The following is a 17,191-nucleotide window of genomic DNA, read 5'->3' on the forward strand; positions in this document are numbered from 1 at the left end:
AATGGTGCGCTCCCGGCGGCGGCCGGTCAGCCGGCCGTGCGGGCCGGCAGGGTGGTGGGCTTGTACGCGGGGCGGTCCGCCTCGTAGGCGTCGATCTCGGCCTGGTGCCCCAGGGTGACGGCGATGTCGTCCAGGCCCTCGAGCAGCCGGTGACGGGTGTCGTCGTCGATCTGGAAGGGGGCGGTCACATCCCCGCACTCGACGGTGCGTGTGACGAGGTCCACGGTGACCGGGGTCCCGGGACGGTTCTCCAGCTCCTTCCAGATGCGCTCGACGTCCTCCTGCTCCACCTGGGCCGCGACGAGCCCCTGTTTGGCGGAGTTGCCGCGGAAGATGTCCGCGAAGCGCGGGGAGATCACGGCGCGGAAGCCGTAGTCCTTGAGCGCCCACACGGCGTGTTCGCGCGAGGAGCCGGTGCCGAAGTCCGAGCCCGCCACGAGCACGGTGCCTCCGCTGAACGGCTCGGTGTTCAGGATGAAGTCGGGGTCCTGGCGCCAGCCGGCGAACAGGGCGTCCTCGAAGCCCGTGCGGGAGATCCGCTTGAGGTACACGGCCGGGATGATCTGGTCCGTGTCCACGTTCGAGGCGCGCAGCGGCACGCCGACGCCGGTGTGGGTGGTGAACTTCTCCATGGCTCAGGCCTCCTGGGGGGTGAGGGCGGGCAGGTCGGACGGGCTGGCGAGGCGGCCCAGCACGGCGGTGGCCGCGGCGACCACCGGGGACACCAGGTGGGTGCGCCCGCCCTTGCCCTGCCGGCCCTCGAAGTTGCGGTTGGAGGTGGACGCGCAGCGCTCCCCCGGGGAGAGCTGGTCCGGGTTCATGCCCAGGCACATGGAGCAGCCGGCGAACCGCCACTCGGCCCCGAAGTCCTCGAACACCCTGTCCAGGCCCTCGTCCATGGCCTGCAGACGCACGCGCGCCGAGCCCGGCACGACCATGACGCGCAGCCCCTCGGCCTTGCGTCGGCCCCGGACGACCTCGGCGAACGCCCGCAGGTCCTCGATGCGGGAGTTGGTGCACGAGCCCATGAACACGGTGTCGACCTCGACCTGCTTCATCGGGGTGCCGGGGGCCAGGTCCATGTAGGACAGTGCCTTGCGGGCCGCCTCCTGGGCCACCGGGTCGGCGAAGTCCTCGGGCGCGGGGACGGTGTCGTTCAGGCTCACGCCCTGCCCCGGGTTGGTGCCCCACGTGACGAACGGCTCCAGCGTGTCCGCGTCGATGACCACCTCGGCGTCGAACTCGGCACCCTCGTCCGTGGCGAGGGTGCGCCAGTGCTCGACGGCGGCATCCCAGTCGTCGCCCTCGGGGGCATGGGGACGGCCCTTCAGGTAGGCGAAGGTGGTCTCGTCCGGGGCGACCATGCCGGCGCGGGCGCCGGCCTCGATGGACATGTTGCAGATGGTCATCCGGCCCTCCATGGAGAGGTTCCGGATGGCCTCACCGCGGTACTCGAGCACGAAGCCCTGGCCCCCGCCCGTGCCGATCTTCGCGATGACCGCGAGGATGATGTCCTTGGCCGTCACACCCGGGCGCAGCGTGCCGTCCACGGTGACCGCCATGGTCTTGAAGGGCTTCAGCGGCAGGGTCTGGGTGGCCAGGACGTGCTCGACCTCGGAGGTGCCGATGCCGAACGCCAGGGCGCCGAACGCGCCGTGGGTGGAGGTGTGGGAATCGCCGCAGACCACGGTGAGGCCGGGCTGGGTCAGACCCAGCTGGGGGCCGACGACGTGGACGATGCCCTGCTCGGCGTCGCCCAACGGGTGCAGGCGGACGCCGAACTCGGCGCAGTTGGCCCGCAGGGTCTCGATCTGCGTGCGCGAGGTGGCATCCGCGATCGGCTGGTCGATGTCCAGCGTCGGGGTGTTGTGGTCCTCCGTGGCGATGGTCAGGTCGGGCCGGCGCACCGGACGCCCGGCCAGACGCAGCCCCTCGAAGGCCTGCGGGCTCGTCACCTCGTGCACGAGGTGCAGGTCGATGTAGAGCAGGTCGGGGGTGCGGGAGGCGCCCTCGCCCTCGCCACGCACCACCACGTGTTCGTCCCAGACCTTCTCGGCCAGCGTCCTGGGCCGCGTCGTCGCCGTCGTCATGTGCCGCACCTTCCTGCTCACGCACCTGTCGGTCGTCGCCCGGCGCGGGGCGCCGGTGCTCACGGACCACTGTGGGGCGCGGCGGGGCCGTTCTCGACCACGCGGCGCGATATTCCATATCGTGAGATTTCGTCTCACATGCCGGACCTGGCCCCGGCCGGCCCGGTCACATGCGACGCACACCGACACCCCCGGTCCGTCCGAGCAGTGAGACGACTACGATCACCCCATGACCACCGAGCCCGTGCGCCCGCCCACCGAGGACGACCTCATCGGCCCCTCGCTCCACCGGCATCCCAGCGGCGTCGGCGTGGTGGACAAGTCGGTGGCGATCCTCGACGCGCTCGAGTCCGGCCCGGCCACGCTCGCCCAGCTCGTCACCGCCACCGGGATCGCGCGGCCCACGCTGCACCGGCTCGCGGCCGCCCTCACGCACCACCGCATGGTGGGCAAGGACCTGCAGGGCCGCTACGTGCTGGGCACCCGCCTGGCCGAGCTCGCCTCCGCCGCCGGCGAGGACCGGCTCACCACGGCCTCCGGTCCGGTGCTGCTGTGGCTGCGCGACGCCACGGGAGAGAGTGCCCAGGTGTTCCGTCGGCAGGCGGACTCCCGCGTGTGCGTGGCCAGCGCGGAGCGGCCCTGGGGCCTGCGCGACACCATCCCCGTGGGCGCCCGCATGTCCATGAAGGCCGGCTCCGCCGCGCAGGTGCTCCTGGCCTGGGAGGACCACGAGCGGCTCGTCGAGGGGCTGGCCGGCGCCGTGTTCACACCCACCGTCCTCGCGGCGGTGCGGCGGCGCGGCTGGGCCCAGTCCCTGGCCGAGCGCGAGCCCGGGGTCGCCTCGGTGTCCGCACCGGTGCGCGGCCCCAGCGGACGCGTCATCGCGGCGGTCTCGATCTCCGGCCCCCTCGAACGGCTCTCCCGGCAGCCGGGCCGGCTGCACGCGGACGCCGTCGTCTCCGCCGCGACGCGGCTCACCGAGCTCATCCGCGCCGGCGAGGCCTGAGGCCCGCCCGCGCCACCGACGGGACGCGCCGCGGAGACACCCCGTTCTTCCCGCGTTCACCCGCGGGGCCTAGCGTCAACCAGGTCCCCGACCGCCGCCCCCCGCACCACCGAGGAGTCCGCTGTGACCGAGACGACCGCGCCCGCCGCCCCCGCCGAGCAGGAGGCCGCGCCGCGGCTGTCCGTGATCGGCACGGGCTATCTGGGCGCCACACACGCCGCCTGCATGGCCGAGCTGGGCTTCGAGGTCCTCGGCGTGGACGTGGACCCGGCCAAGATCGAGCGCCTGGCCCGCGGCGAGGTGCCCTTCCACGAACCCGGCCTGCCCGAGCTGCTGCGCACCCACGTCGCCTCCGGGCGGCTGCGCTTCACCACCGACGTCGCGGAGGCGGCCCGCTGGGCGGACGTCCACTTCATCGGCGTCGGCACCCCGCAGAAGGTGGGCGAGACCGCGGCGGACCTGAGCTATGTGGACGCCGCCGTCGCCTCCCTCGCCGCGGCGATCGACCGCGACGCGCTGATCGTCGGCAAGTCGACCGTGCCCGTGGGCACCGCGCGCCGCCTGGCCGAGCTCGTGCGCACCGTGCGCGCCGAGGCCGGACTGCCGGGCGAGGTCGAGCTCGCCTGGAACCCCGAGTTCCTCCGGGAGGGCTTCGCCGTGAGGGACACGCTCACCCCGGACCGCCTCGTCATCGGCACGCACGGGCCCCGCGCCGAGGGCATCCTGCGCCGCGTCTACGCGCGGCAGCTCGCGGCCGACACCCCGTGGATCAGCACGGACCTCGAGACGGCCGAGCTGGTGAAGGTGGCCGCCAACGCCTTCCTGGCCACGAAGATCTCGTTCATCAACGCGTTCTCGGAGATCACCGAGAACGTGGGCGGGGACATCGGCACCCTCGCGGACGCGATCGGCCACGACGCGCGGATCGGACGCCGGTTCCTCAACGCGGGCGTGGGCTTCGGGGGCGGCTGCCTGCCCAAGGACATCCGAGCGCTCCAGGCCCGCGTCTCCGAGCTGGGCCTGGACCGGACCATGCGGTTCCTGGCGGAGGTGGACGACATCAACCTGCGCCGCCGTGACCGCGTGGTGGACCTGGCGGTGCAGGTGCTCTCCGCGGCTCGCGACGGCCGCGTCCGCCGGGCCGACGCCTCCGGGACCGCCCCCACCCCCGCGAGCGTGCAGGTGCTCAACGGCACGCGGATCGCCGTGCTGGGCGTCACGTTCAAGCCGGACTCCGACGACGTCCGGGACTCCCCCGCCCTCGACGTCGCCAACCGTCTCTACACGGCCGGCGCCGACGTCCGGGTGTACGACCCGGAGGGCAACGCCAACGCGGCCGCCCGCTTCCCGCGGCTCGACTACGTGGACTCGCTCGAGGCGGCCGTGGACGGCGCCGAGCTGACCCTGCTGCTGACCGAGTGGCGCCAGTTCCGCGAGATGGATCCGGACGCCGTGGGCGCACGCGTGGCCTCCCGCCTGCTGATCGACGGGCGCAACGTCCTGGACGTCGCCGCGTGGCGCGAGCACGGGTGGGACGTCATCGGCCTCGGCCACCGCTTCGACCCGGAGCGACTCCTCCGCGCGGCCTGACCCGCCCGCGGACCCCGGCCCGGGCGTTCAGCCGGCGAACGGGTCCCAGCCGGACTCGGACAGGGGCCGGTGCCCGGCCGGCGGCCGGGCCCCGGCCGGCACGAGCCGGCCGATCCGCGTGAACCCCCGGGGCAGCTCGGTCTCGGGCCACGCCAGCCCCAGGAGGCCGTAGTCCTCGCCCCCGCCGGTCACGAGCGCCTCCGGGCTGGCCCCGGCCAGGGCGGCCACGCGGCGCAGGGGTGCGGCGGCCTCCGCCAGCCAGGCCTCGTCCAGCCACGGTGCCGGCGCGGGGCCGGTCCCGCCGGTGGCGGCCGCCATGCGGTGCGCGTCCTTGCCCAGGCCGTCGGAGACGTCCATGAGGGTGAGCAGGCCGGCCGTCACCGCGGCGGGCCCGAGGGCCAGCGGCGGGCGGGGTCGCAGCTGGGCGCGGACGGCGCGGGCGAGCTCCCGCGGTGACGGCCGGTCGGCGGCGGGGAGGGCGTCCGCCCGTCGCTCCAGCTCCGCGCGGTCGGTGAGCAGCAGGGTGAGCCCGGCGGCGGCCCACCCCGGCCCCGGAGGCGCGGCGGCCCGGGGACCGTCCGGCACCGCCTGGGCATGGACGAGGTCGGCGCCCTCGGCGAGCACGCGGTCCCGGTCCGCCGCGGCCGGCGTGCGGCACAGCACTCCGCCGGGGTGCGGGTCCCCGAGCACCGTCACCGCGGCGTGGACCCGTCCGCCGGTGCCCAGGTCGCCCCCGGCCACCCGGCAGTCCGGCGCGCCGAGGTGACGCACCGCGCCCACGATGCCCGCGGCGAACGACCGCACCCAGGCGACCGGCGTCGTCGGCGGCAGGGTGAGGGCGGTGACGAGCGCGGAGGCGGTCCCGCCCATCGCGTTGACGTCCGAGAGGTTCTGGGCGACGGCCTTCCAGCCGGCGTCGTGGCCGCGGGTGCGGGGACCGGCGGGCCAGCGGGGCAGGAAGTCCGTGCCCTCCCCCATCGCGTCCGTGGAGATGAGCGTCCCGCCGCGGGGCGCGGGCACGAGGGCGGCGTCGTCGCCCGGGGCGACGGTGCCGGCGGGCCAGTGGCCGTCCCGGGCGGCGGGGGCGAGCCCGGTCAGGACGACCTCCAGCAGCTCGGCCTCCGTGAGGTCGCCGACGGCCGCCCCCGCCGCAGCCGCGGGGTCGCGCACCGTCATCGGCGGCCCCGCCGGACCGGGACGCCGGAGGCCCGGGCGAGGGCGCCGCGGAAGGCGTGGAAGCGGTCCACCTCGGCGCGCACCGGGTCGACGACGAGCCGTCGGCCGACGTCCGTGGTCGCCTCCTCGAGGCGGCGGCGCGCGCGGCGTCCCCGCGCCGCGGCGGTCCACCGGGTCAGGGGGATCGCCAGCAGGGCCAGGAGCACGCCGAGCGCGAGGCCGCCGACGAGCAGCAGCGTCGGGAGGGGGAAGCCCTCGACCGTGGGGGCGGGCGGCAGGGGGAACTGCAGGTACCCGGCCAGGGCGAGGACGCCCAGCCAGCCGGCGCCGACGACGGCGGTGAGGAGGGCGAGCCACTGCAGCACGTCCAGCACGGGGTGCCACCAGCTGCCCCGACCGGCCCCGAGGTCGGTGGCGGCGATCGCCTGGTCCACGGCGCCGGGGAGCTCCTCGGCGTGCTCCCGGCCCGCGCGGCGGATGGCGGCGGCCCACGGCTCGGAGGCTCCCGCGCCGGCCGCGGCGGCCAGCGTGCGGACCGCGCCGTCGACGACGGCCCGCTGGGTGCCCGAGCGCTCGGGCAGGGAGGTGCGGTGCAGCGCGGGGTCGCGGGCGACCTCGTCCCGGTCGCGGCGGGGGGCGGCGCTCTCGGGCATCAGGTGCAGGCGCCGCAGGGGGTCCGCGCGGAAGGAGTGCATCCAGCGCAGCACGGGCCAGCTGGTGCGCTTGGCCGAGCGCAGCCGGTACGAGCCCTCCACCGCCCGGACGACGGCCGGCACGCCGCCGGCCACGGCCAGCTCGCGCCCGAGCCGCTGCTCGTCCCCGGGCCCGACGCCGGCCGGCTCGCCCTCGCCCGAGGCGGCGGCGAGGTCCGCGGCACGGGCCGCGACGTCCGCGCCCAGGCGTTCGGCGGCCGCGCCGCGCTGGGCGACGATCGCCGCGACCTGCCGGCCGACCTCCTCGAGGCCCTCCCCCGTGCGCGCGGACACGGGCAGCACCCGGACGTCGCCGAGGCCGTGGCCGGAGAGCATCCGGCGCAGCGAGGCCAGCACGACGTCCCGGTCACGCACCGAGAGCCGGTCCACCTGGTTGAGCAGCACGAGGGTCACGGCCGCGTGCGAGCCCATGGTCGCCAGGAACTCGCGGTGCAGCACGGCGTCCGCGTACTTCTCCGGGTCCACGACCCACACCAGCACGTCCACGTGGCCGGCCAGCCGGGAGGTGATCTCGCGGTTGCCCCGCTCGACCGAGTCGATGTCCGGCAGGTCCAGCAGGATCAGACCGGTGGCGTCGGCGCCGTCACGGCGGCCGAAGCCGAGGAAGCCGGGGCGGCCGTCGTCGAGCACGGGGGCCTCGTCCAGCAGGTGGCGGCGGCGCACGCCGAGCCAGTCGAGCAGGGCGGCCGCACCGCCGCCCTCGCCGGTGCCGTCGCCGTGCTCCGCGTCCGGGTCCAGCCCCTGTCCCCGGCCCACGCCCCAGACCGCGGCGAGCGGCTCGGACGTGGTGGGCCGGGTGGCGGCCACGCGGGCCAGGTCGCGGCCGGTGAGCGCGTTGAACAGGGAGGACTTGCCGGAGCCCGTCGCCCCGAAGAACCCGACCACGGTGTGCTCCGCGGAGAGTGCCTGGCGCTCCCCGGCCGCGCGCACGACGGCGTCGGCCCCGGCCACGACGTCCTCGGGCAGGCGGCCCGCGGCCAGCTCGGCGGCCTCGCCGAGGGCGTCCAGGCGGGGGGCCAGGGCGGGGGTGTCGCGGCGGCTCATCGGGGCTCCTCCCCCGCCTCGGCGGCGGACGGGGCGTGCTCGGGCCCGGTCGGGCCGTCGACGCCGGCGGCCACCCCGCGGCGCAGCACCGGCACGAGGGCGCGCAGCTCCTCGGTGGCCTGCGGCTCGCGCTCGAGGTGGAGCAGCGGCAGGAAGCGGTCCGCGAGCACGGTCTCGAGGAAGGCCCGCACTCGGTGCTCGAGCAGCTCATCGGCACGCCGGGCCATGCGGCGCACGGCGTCCTCGCCGAAGATCGACTCGAGCAGCTTCTGACCGACGACGGCGGCGCCGCCGGCGATGCCGACCTCGATGCCCGCGAGTCCGCCGGTGGAGGCGAACGAGATGATCATGAGGGCCACGGCCGCGCCGTTCACGCCGGTGGCCGCCAGGCGGGCGCGCGTGCGCTTGCCCGCGCCCTCCTCCTGGATCAGCGCCAGCACGTCCGACTGCCAGTCCCGCACGACGTCGGCCGCCCGCGCCGACGTGTCCGGCGCCAGGGCGCCCAGGTCGCGCCCGGCCACGAGGGCCCGGCCCGCCGGCTCGGACGCCCAACGCCGCTCGATCTGCTCGGCGGCCGCGGCGGCCGCCTCGACCATCACGGCGTGCAGGCCGGTCTCGAGCGCGGTCTCGACCTCTTCGGGCGGGGCCGGGCGCCCGCGCACCAGGGCGCCGAGGCGGTCCCGCAGCCGGCCGATCGTGGTCTCGACGCCGCGGAAGAACTCCCCCGTGCCGACAAAGTCCTGCCAGCGGGAGAGCACCTCGCCGCGCAGCAGCGTGCCGTCCGAGGTGGCCTCGCGGACCCGGCCGACGGCCTGGTCCGTGGAGTCCCCCACGATCCGGGTGAGCAGGTCCGCGGCGTGCCGCTGCTCCTCCTCGGCGCGGGCCAGGTCGGCGACGCGGGCGGCCAGCTGGCCCAGCACGCCGTCCACGGTCCGGCGGGCGACGGCGCCGCGCGCCTGGGCGTCGGCGGCGAGGGTCTCGAGCCAGGCGCGCAGGCCCGCGACGTGCTCCTGCGGGAGCAGACCGCGCTCGTCGAAGCGGGTCTCGGGGATCACGTGGATCCGGGCGTCGGCGAGGCCGCGCTCGGTGAGCATGCGCCGCAGGTCCGGGGTGATGTCCTCCGCCGCGCCCTCGGGCACGCGGCCGAGCACGACGGCCACGGTGATGTCGCGGGCGGCGGCCTCGTCCAGCAGCTGCCAGGGCACGGCGTCGGCGTAGCGGTGCGCCGTCGTCGTGAAGATCCACAGGTCGGCGGCTTCGAGGAGCTGCCGGGCCAGCGCGCGGTTCTGGTCCGCCACGGAGTCGATGTCCGGGGCGTCCACGAGGGCGATGCCTGACGGCAGTGCGGGCTCGGCCACGAGCGCGACCGTGTCCATCGCGGACTGGTCGGGTTCGACGGGGCCGGCGGCCGCGTCGCGGTGCACGCTGACGCGGGCGAGGTCGGGCAGCACCCGCGGGCCCGTAAACCAGTGGGCGTCGGCGGGGTTGTGCAGCAGCAGCGGCTGCCGCGTGGTGGGCCGCAGGGCGGAGGAGCGGGAGACCTCGTGGCCGACGAGCGCGTTCACCAGCGTGGACTTGCCCGCACCGGTGGAGCCGCCGACGACGGCCAGCAGCGGCGCGTCGAGCGAGTCGAGGCGGGGCAGCACGTAGTCGTCGATCTGGTGCAGGGTGCGCTCGCGCTCGGCGCGGTCCTGCCCCGCAGTGACGGTCTCGAAGGGCAGCTCGAGCGCGGCGAGGTGCTCGCGCACGCGGCGGACGGCCGTGTCGACACCGAGGTCTGGGGCGTTCTGATCCGTGTGTGGCACGTGGGCCATCGTCTCACGGGCGCGCACCGGCCGCCCATCCCGCCGGCCCGGCGGACGGAAACGACGGAAGCCCGGTCCGCAGGGACCGGGCCTCCTGTCACTCGGGTGACCCCAGCGGGATTTGAACCCGCGTTACCGCCGTGAGAGGGCGGCGTACTAGGCCGCTATACGATGGGGCCGAGCGCGCTGTCCGCGTGTGCGGAAGCGATGCCGTGGAGACCTTCTTCTGCGCCTGCGTCTCCTGTTCAGGCGGCGGATGCGTTCATCCGCCCGTGCCGTTCCGGTCCGAGGACCGGGCGACGACTGCGTGACCCCAGCGGGATTTGAACCCGCGTTACCGCCGTGAGAGGGCGGCGTACTAGGCCGCTATACGATGGGGCCGTGCGCCACGTCCGAGCGTCTCCGCCCGTGCGCGTTCACTGAGTCCGAAGACTCGCTGGGGTACCAGGACTCGAACCTAGAATGACGGTACCAGAAACCGTTGTGTTGCCAATTACACCATACCCCACTGTCGGTCAAGCATGCCTGACCGATGTGCATCATATTCATGAGCTCGGTGTTCCCGGATCTCTCCGGCAACGAGTAAGAACTCTACACCCTCCGGGCGACGTGTGCAAAATCGGCGGGTCAGGCCGCCAGCCAGGTCCGCAGCCCGCCGATCGCCCGCATCCGCCAGCATGCGTGCTCCTCGTCCCAGAGCGGCTCCTCCGCCCCGCCGTGGGCGGGGGCGTCGGGGCTCATCCACACCGGAACGAGCCCCGCCGACCGGGCCCCCTCGACGTCGTGACGCAGGCTGTCCCCCACCATGAGGGTGCGTCCCGGGTCCGTGCCCAGGCGGGAGCAGCCGGCCAGGAAGGGGGCCGGGTCCGGCTTCGGGGCCCCGGCCGTGTCCGAGCCGATCAGCACCTCGACCCACTCCAGACCGAGGGCGTCGGCCTTGCCGCGCTGGTAGGCCTCCACGTTGTTCGTGACGATCCCCACGCCACGGCCTGTTCCCCGCACCTCGGCGAGGACGTCGACGGTCGCGGGGAACAGCGCCCAGTGCCCGCGCACGACCTCTTCGTAGTCGGTGGTCCACAGGCCGTCGAGCGGGGTCGCCGCGTCCTCGGGCACGCCGAGCGCGCGCAGGGCGTCGGCCACGCGGGCCAGCCGCTGCTCCTCGAACGTCAGCTCCCCGGCCACGTAGCGCCCGTAGTGGCCGCCGGCGTCGGACGCGAAGGCGTCGGTGGCCTCAGCCAGCACCGCCGGGTCGACGTCGGCGGCCCCGGCCCACTGCCGGCGCACCGTCGCGTCGAACGCGGCGTGCTGGGCGGAGCGCAGATCCAGCAGCGTGTCGTCCAGGTCGAAGAGGACGGCGTCCCAGGCCGGCGGCGCGGGCGCGCCCGCGGACCCGCCGGCCGGCGTCGTGCTCACGCCCCGGCTCATGCGTCGGCGGGCTGGTCCTGGTCCAGGCCCTGTTCCGCGGCGAAGCGGTCCAGACGGGCGAGCGCGGAGTCCCGGCCCAGGATCTCGAGCGACTCGAAGAGCGGCGGGGACACCTTGCGGCCGGTCACCGCGACGCGCACCGGGCCGAACGCCTGGCGCGGCTTGAGGCCCAGGCCGTCGATGAGGGCGGACCGCAGCGCCGCCTCGATGCGCTCGGTGGTGAACTCGTCCTCGGGCAGGGCGGCCAGCGCCTCCCGGGCCGCGGCGACGGCGGCCCCCAGGTCCGCCGGCATCCCCTTGAGGGCGCCCTCGGCCGTCCGGACGTCCCGGTCCGCCGTGAAGAGGAAGGCGAGCATCTCGACGGCCTCGCCGAGCAGCTGCACACGCTCCTGCACGAGCGGGGCCGCGGCGGTGAGGATCTGCATCTCCCGCTCCGTCAGGTGCTCGCCCACGAGGCCGGCCGCGTGCAGGTAGGGCACGAGACGGTCACGGAAGTCGGCCACGTCGAGCATGCGCACGTGCGTGCCGTTGATCGCGATCGCCTTCTTCTCGTCGAAGCGGGCGGGGTTGGCCAGCACCTTGTGCACGTCGAAGTGCTCCACGAACTGCTGCGGGGTGAAGATGTCCTCGTCCGCGGAGAGGGACCAGCCCAGCAGGCCGAGGTAGTTCAGCAGGCCCTCCGGGATGAAGCCGTTGTCCCGGTGCAGGAACAGGTTGGCCTGCGGGTCGCGCTTGGAGAGCTTCTTGTTGCCCTCGCCCATCACGTAGGGCAGGTGGCCGAACACCGGCATGTACCGGGCGACGCCGATCGCGTGCAGGGCGCGGTAGAGCGCGATCTGGCGCGGAGTCGAGGAGAGCAGGTCCTCACCGCGCAGCACGTGGGTGATGCCCATGAGCGCGTCGTCCACCGGGTTCACGAGGGTGTACAGCGGCGAGCCGTCCGCGCGCACCACCACGAAGTCCGGCACGGAGCCGGCCTTGAAGGTGATCTCCCCGCGCACCAGGTCGGTGAAGGTGATGTCCTCGTCCGGCATGCGCAGCCGCCAGACCGGCGCGCGGCCCTCGGCCTCGAAGGCGGCGATCTGCTCGTCCGTGAGGTCGCGGTCGTGGCCGTCGTAGCCGAGCTTGGGGTCGCGGCCGGCGGCCCGGTGACGGGCCTCGGTCTCCTCGGGGCTCGAGTAGGACGGGTAGATGTGTCCGCCGGCCTTGAGCTTCTCGATCACGTCCGCGTAGATCTGCCCGCGCTGGGACTGACGGTACGGCTCGTGCGGGCCGCCGACCTCGACGCCCTCGTCCCAGTCGATCCCGAGCCAGCGCATCGCCTCGACCAGCTGCTGGTAGGACTCCTCCGAGTCGCGCTTGGCATCCGTGTCCTCGATGCGGAACACGAGGGTGCCGCCGGTGTGCCGCGCCCAGCCCCAGTTGAACAGGACGGTGCGGATCAGCCCCACGTGGGGGGTGCCGGTGGGCGAGGGGGCGAAGCGCACGCGCACGGGGGTCTCGGCGTCCACCTGGGGGACGTCGGCGAAGGGGGCGGGGGCGTTCTCGGACACGGGAGCGGTGGCGTCAGTCATGATGCCCCGAGTCTACGCGGGGGCCCGGACGCCGTCGTCGGGCGCCTGCGTCAGCGGCGGAAGACGGTGGCGAGGACGCCGATGCCCTCGACCTCGGCCTCGACGCGCTGGCCCTCCTGGACCGTCCCGACCCCGCCCGGGGTGCCGGTCAGGATCACGTCGCCGGGCAGGAGGGTGAACATCTCCGAGGCCGCGGCCACGAGCTCGCGGACGCCGAAGACCATATCCGCGGTCGTGCCGTCCTGGCGGGTCTCACCGTCGAGGCGGGACGTGATGCGCAGGCCGCCGGTCGGCTCCACGTCCAGCTCGGTCTCGATCCACGGGCCCAGCGGGCAGGCGCCGTCGAAGCCCTTGGCGCGGGCCCACTGCAGGTCGGTGCGCTGGGCGTCGCGGGCGGTGAGGTCGTTGCCCACGGTGTAGCCGAACACGACGTCGTCCACGCGGCTCACCGGCACGTCCTTGCAGATGGTGCCGATCACGACGGCGAGCTCGGCCTCGTAGGAGACCTCCTCCGACCAGCTGGGCAGGGTGACCGGCTCGTTCGGACCCACCACGGAGGTGTTCGGCTTGAGGAAGAACTGCGGGGACGTGGGCACCTCGTTGCCGAGCTCCTTGGCGTGGTCCGCCCAGTTGCGGCCCACGCCCACGATCTTGGAGCGCGGGATGATCGGCGCGACCAGCCGCACGTCCTCGAGGCGGTGGGTCGTGCCGGTCGGCTGGATCCCATGGAAGAACGGGTCCCCCTGCAGGGCGGTGATGCTCAGCTCGGAGAGGTCGGCGTCCGCCGGGCCCTCCACGATGCCGTAGGTCGGTTCGGCCTGGTCCACGAAACGGGCGATGCGCATGGGGGTCAGCGTAGTGGGTGAGCGGCGGTCGCCGTCGCCGGACACCCCACCCGATGCCGACTGCGCTGACGCCGCGAGCCAGACGATTCGGCCGCGCCCGACGGCCCGGGGCGACCGATTCGTCTGGCTCGCGGGCGGATTCGTCTGGCTCAGCGCGGTGCAGCGCGGTGCGGAGCGGGGCGGGTCCAGGCCGCTCAGCAGCAGCGGCTGCCCGGATTCTCCTCCTGGCGGGCGTACTCGGCCCGCCAGAACTCCCGCTCGGTCATCGGCGCGCGCTCCGGATGGTGGGCCCGGTGGTGGGCCACGTACGCGTCGTACTTCCCCTCTCCGGAGAGCTGGCGGACCCACCAGCGCACCCGGGCCCACACCCCGGGCCGAGACGGGCCGGCCGGGCCCTCCGCGGTGGAGGGCCCGGCCGGCGTCGCGCGCGGATCGGCCACGTCAGTGACCCCGCACCGGCTGCCGGTCCGCCGGCAGGGCGTCCCACTGCCGCTGCAGCTCCTTCTCCTCGGCCGTGGCGAACAGCCCGGCCGGGGCGAAGCGCTGCGAGGGCACGTACGGGTCCTGGTGATCGATGACCTCGGTGCCGCGGAAGGCGCGCACCGTGGCGAGCACCGACGTCGTGATGACCACGAGCGCCAGCACGAGGAACACGATGGACAGCGTGCCCTGGATGAAGGTGTTGCGGACCACGGCCTCCATCGCCGGCACGGACTTCGCGGCGCCGAAGCTCGTGGCGCCCGAGGCCAGCGCGTCCTTGAACGCGTTGTGCTGCGCCCAGTAGCCCACCGCCGGGACCGACGAGAAGATCTTCTGGAAGCTCGCCACCGTGGTGACCACGGTGATGAAGCCCAGCGGCAGCGCCACGATCCACAGGCCCCGGAAGTGCCGGCGGCCGGCCACGATCGCCAGGACCACCGCGAGCGCGATGGCCGCCAGCAGCTGGTTGGCGATGCCGAACAGCGGGAACAGCGTGTTGATGCCGCCCAGCGGGTCGGTCACGCCCATGATCAGCACGGCGCCCCACGCGGCCACCATGATGCCGGTGCACACCCAGGCGCCCACGCGCCAGCCGGTGTCCTTGAAGCGCGGGACCACGTTGCCCAGGGAATCCTGGAGCATGAAGCGGGCCACGCGGGTGCCGGCGTCCACGGCGGTGAGGATGAACAGCGCCTCGAACATGATGGCGAAGTGGTACCAGAAGCCCATGAGGGCCTCGCCGCCGATCAGCTGGCCCATGATGATCGAGAGCCCGACGGCGAGCGTCGGGGCGCCACCCGTGCGGGAGACGACCGTGTCCTCGCCCACGAGGTTCGCCAGCGCGGTGAGCTGCTCGGGCGTGACGTCCACGCCGGCCAGGCCCAGGCTCATCACCCAGGCGGCCGCCGTCTCGGGGGTGCCGCCGGTGAGCGCGGCGGGGGCGTTCATGGCGAAGTAGATGCCGCGGTCGATGGACACGGCCGCCACGAGCGCCATGACCGCCACGAAGGCCTCCATGAGCATGCCGCCGTAGCCGATGAAGCGGGTCTGGCGCTCCTTCTCCACCATCTTCGGGGTGGTGCCCGAGGCGATCAGCGCGTGGAAGCCGGACAGGGCGCCGCACGCGATGGTCACGAACAGGAACGGGAACAGGGAGCCCGGCCACACCGGACCGGTCTGGCCCGAGGCGAACTCGGAGATCGCCGGGGCGGTGATCTGCGGCTGCACGATCACGATGGCCACGGCGAGGCCGGCGATCACGCCGATCTTCATGAAGGTGGAGAGGTAGTCGCGGGGCGCGAGCAGCAGCCACACGGGCAGCACGGCGGCCACGAAGCCGTAGATGATGATGCCCCACGCGATGGTCACGCGGTCCAGGGTGAACAGGGCCACGCCCCAGTCGGTCTCGGCGACCCAGCCGCCGCCGATGATGGCGGCCATGAGCAGCACGAAGCCGATGATCGAGACCTCGGTGATCCGGCCCGGGCGCAGGTAGCGCAGGTACAGGCCCATGAAGATCGCGATCGGGATGGTCAGGGCCACGGAGAACACGCCCCACGGGGACTCGCCGAGGGCGTTGACCACCACGAGCGCGAGGATCGCGGTGATGATCACCATGATCAGCAGGGTGGCCACGATCGCGGCGGTGCCCCCGACGCGGCCCAGCTCGTCCCGGGCCATCTGGCCGAGCGAGCGGCCGCCGCGGCGCATCGAGAAGAACAGGACGAGGTAGTCCTGGACCGCGCCGGCCAGGATCACGCCGACGATGATCCAGATGGTGCCGGGCAGGTAGCCCATCTGCGCGGCGAGCACGGGGCCCACGAGCGGACCGGCGCCGGCGATGGCCGCGAAGTGGTGGCCGTAGAGCACGCGGCGGTCGGTGGCCACGTAGTCCCGGCCGTCGGCCCGGTACTCGGCCGGGGTGGCGCGGGTGTCGTCCGGGTGGACGATCATGCGCTCGACGTACTTCGAGTAGAAGCGGTAGCCGATCGCGAACGTCGCCACGGCGGCGAACACGAACCAGATCGCGTTGATCGTCTCGCCGCGGTGCAGGGCGAGCATGGTCCAGGCGACGCCGCCGAGCAGGGCGACGGCCACCCAGACGGCGATCTTCACGGGCGTCCAGCGGGGCCGGCCGGCGGCCTCGGTGGGCGGGAGGTCTTCCGGCGTCGTGGCCGGGAGTGGGGCGCCCTCGGCGGCCGCGGAGGAGCGGTGCGAGCTCACGGGGGTCTCCGTTCGTGGGGTGGGGTCAGACGAGGCGGTGCAGCCAGCCGTGGCGGTCCTCGACGCGCCCGGTCTGGATGCCCTCGAGCTCGGTGCGGATCTTGAGGGCCACGTCGGCCCCGCCGGCGGACTCGATCACGTCGTCGCCGTCGAGCAGACGGCCGATCGGGGTCACGACGGCGGCGGTGCCGCACGCGAAGACCTCGGTGATCTCGCCCGAGCGGACGCCCTCGGCCCACTCGGCGAGGGTGACGCGACGCTCCTCGACGGTCAGGCCCATGTCCCGGCCGAGCTGGAGGATCGAGGAGCGGGTGACGCCCTCGAGGATCGTGCCGGTGAGCGCCGGGGTGACGAGGCGGCCGTCGGCGTGCACGAAGAACACGTTCATGCCGCCGAGCTCCTCGATCGCGTCGTCGTGGTACTGGTCGAGGAACACGACCTGGTCGGCGCCCTGGGCCGCGGCCTGCAGCTGGGGCAGCAGCGAGGCGGCGTAGTTGCCGCCGGTCTTGGCCGCGCCCATGCCGCCCTTGCCGGCGCGGGCGTAGTCGCGCGAGACCCAGATGGTCACCGGCTTGAGCTCGCCGCCGAAGTAGTTGCCGGCCGGGGAGGCGATCACCATGTACCGCACCTGCCGGGCCGGGCGGACGCCGAGGAACGCCTCGGAGGCGAACATGAAGGGGCGCAGGTAGAGGGACTGGCCCGGGCCGGTGGGCACCCAGGCCCGGTCCGCCTCGAGCTGGGCCTGCAGCGAGCCGAGGAACAGCTCCTCGGGCAGCTCCGGCAGGGCCAGGCGGCGGGCGGAGCGGTTCAGGCGGGCCGCGTTGGCCTCGGGGCGGAACGTCCACACCGACCCGTCCTCGTGCCGGTAGGCCTTCAGGCCCTCGAAGATCTCCTGGCCGTAGTGCAGCACGGCGGCCGCGGGGTCCAGGGACAGCGGGCCGTAGGGCTCCACGCGGGCGTCATGCCACGCGCCGCCGTCCTCGTCCCAGGTCCAGTCGATCGAGACCATGTGGTCCGTGAAGACGTTGCCGAAACCGGGGTCCTGGAGGATCTCGACGCGCTGCTGATCGGACATCGGGGACAGATGTGGTTGCCGCGTGAACACGGTCTCGGACACGGTGGGATCACTCCTCGTGACGGGTGACGGATGGGGACGGCTCCGGTGCCGGGCACGACGCGCGGGGGGCCACGGCGCCGGGCGTGGCACACGCCACAGGCCG

The 17,191-nt window shown here is 74.3% G+C and carries 13 protein-coding genes and 3 tRNA genes; 2 read left to right on the top strand and 14 right to left on the bottom strand.

All coding sequences use genetic code 11. The annotated features are described in order from the left end of the window. Positions 1-26 precede the first annotated feature (26 nt). Entirely contained in the window at positions 27-632 is a 606-nt protein-coding gene (leuD, locus tag G6R13_RS00930) for a 3-isopropylmalate dehydratase small subunit (RefSeq protein WP_036338085.1), read from the bottom strand. 3 nt (positions 633-635) lie between these two features. After that, a complete protein-coding gene (leuC, locus tag G6R13_RS00935; protein WP_036338082.1) occupies positions 636-2,090 on the bottom strand; it encodes a 3-isopropylmalate dehydratase large subunit in 1,455 nt (484 codons plus the stop codon). A gap of 229 nt (positions 2,091-2,319) precedes the next feature. Here leuC and G6R13_RS00940 point away from each other — a divergent pair, with 229 nt between their 5' ends. After that, on the top strand, positions 2,320-3,096 hold the full coding sequence (locus G6R13_RS00940) for an IclR family transcriptional regulator (RefSeq protein ID WP_002856418.1): 777 nt from the start codon (positions 2,320-2,322) through the stop codon (positions 3,094-3,096). 123 nt (positions 3,097-3,219) lie between these two features. Then, on the top strand, positions 3,220-4,686 hold the full coding sequence (locus tag G6R13_RS00945) for a UDP-glucose/GDP-mannose dehydrogenase family protein (RefSeq protein WP_163720888.1): 1,467 nt from the start codon (positions 3,220-3,222) through the stop codon (positions 4,684-4,686). Between the two features lie 27 nt (positions 4,687-4,713). Here G6R13_RS00945 and G6R13_RS00950 read toward each other — a convergent pair whose 3' ends face one another. From G6R13_RS00950 to G6R13_RS01005, 12 genes are all read right to left on the bottom strand, one after another. Continuing rightward, on the bottom strand, positions 4,714-5,862 hold the full coding sequence (locus tag G6R13_RS00950) for a thiamine-phosphate kinase (protein WP_163720890.1): 1,149 nt from the start codon (positions 5,860-5,862) through the stop codon (positions 4,714-4,716). Then, positions 5,859-7,619 carry a GTPase gene (locus G6R13_RS00955; protein WP_073115665.1) on the bottom strand — a complete coding sequence of 587 codons (1,761 nt, stop codon included), beginning with the start codon at positions 7,617-7,619 and terminating at the stop codon, positions 5,859-5,861. Before G6R13_RS00955 ends, G6R13_RS00950 begins: the two co-directional genes overlap by 4 nt. Further along, positions 7,616-9,424 (bottom strand): dynamin family protein, encoded by a 1,809-nt coding sequence (locus tag G6R13_RS00960; protein WP_101967226.1) that lies wholly within the window; start codon positions 9,422-9,424, stop codon positions 7,616-7,618. The genes G6R13_RS00955 and G6R13_RS00960 overlap by 4 nt, the downstream gene beginning before the upstream one ends. Positions 9,425-9,530: 106 nt before the next feature. Then, positions 9,531-9,603 (bottom strand) — tRNA-Glu (locus G6R13_RS00965). 129 nt (positions 9,604-9,732) lie between these two features. Then, a tRNA-Glu gene (locus G6R13_RS00970) sits at positions 9,733-9,805 on the bottom strand. A 55-nt stretch (positions 9,806-9,860) separates the two neighbouring features. Then, positions 9,861-9,932 (bottom strand) — tRNA-Gln (locus G6R13_RS00975). A 119-nt stretch (positions 9,933-10,051) separates the two neighbouring features. Continuing rightward, positions 10,052-10,837 (bottom strand): HAD family hydrolase, encoded by a 786-nt coding sequence (locus tag G6R13_RS00980; protein WP_041103180.1) that lies wholly within the window; start codon positions 10,835-10,837, stop codon positions 10,052-10,054. An 8-nt stretch (positions 10,838-10,845) separates the two neighbouring features. Then, on the bottom strand, positions 10,846-12,423 hold the full coding sequence (gltX, locus tag G6R13_RS00985) for a glutamate--tRNA ligase (RefSeq protein ID WP_163720892.1): 1,578 nt from the start codon (positions 12,421-12,423) through the stop codon (positions 10,846-10,848). Between the two features lie 50 nt (positions 12,424-12,473). After that, complete coding sequence (locus G6R13_RS00990; RefSeq protein WP_100058773.1) at positions 12,474-13,268, bottom strand: fumarylacetoacetate hydrolase family protein; 795 nt, start codon at positions 13,266-13,268, stop codon at positions 12,474-12,476. Positions 13,269-13,462: 194 nt separating this feature from the next. Next, positions 13,463-13,708, bottom strand: coding sequence for a YbdD/YjiX family protein (locus G6R13_RS00995; protein ID WP_101967181.1), 246 nt, complete (start codon positions 13,706-13,708; stop codon positions 13,463-13,465). A 1-nt stretch (position 13,709) separates the two neighbouring features. Beyond that, entirely contained in the window at positions 13,710-15,971 is a 2,262-nt protein-coding gene (locus G6R13_RS01000) for a carbon starvation CstA family protein (RefSeq protein ID WP_100058583.1), read from the bottom strand. A gap of 25 nt (positions 15,972-15,996) precedes the next feature. Beyond that, positions 15,997-17,088 (bottom strand): branched-chain amino acid aminotransferase, encoded by a 1,092-nt coding sequence (locus tag G6R13_RS01005; protein ID WP_080981678.1) that lies wholly within the window; start codon positions 17,086-17,088, stop codon positions 15,997-15,999. Positions 17,089-17,191 lie beyond the last annotated feature (103 nt).

It is taken from the genome of Micrococcus sp. Alg238-R198 (assembly GCF_900537135.1).
Taxonomy (GTDB): Bacteria; Actinomycetota; Actinomycetes; order Actinomycetales; family Micrococcaceae; genus Micrococcus; species Micrococcus luteus.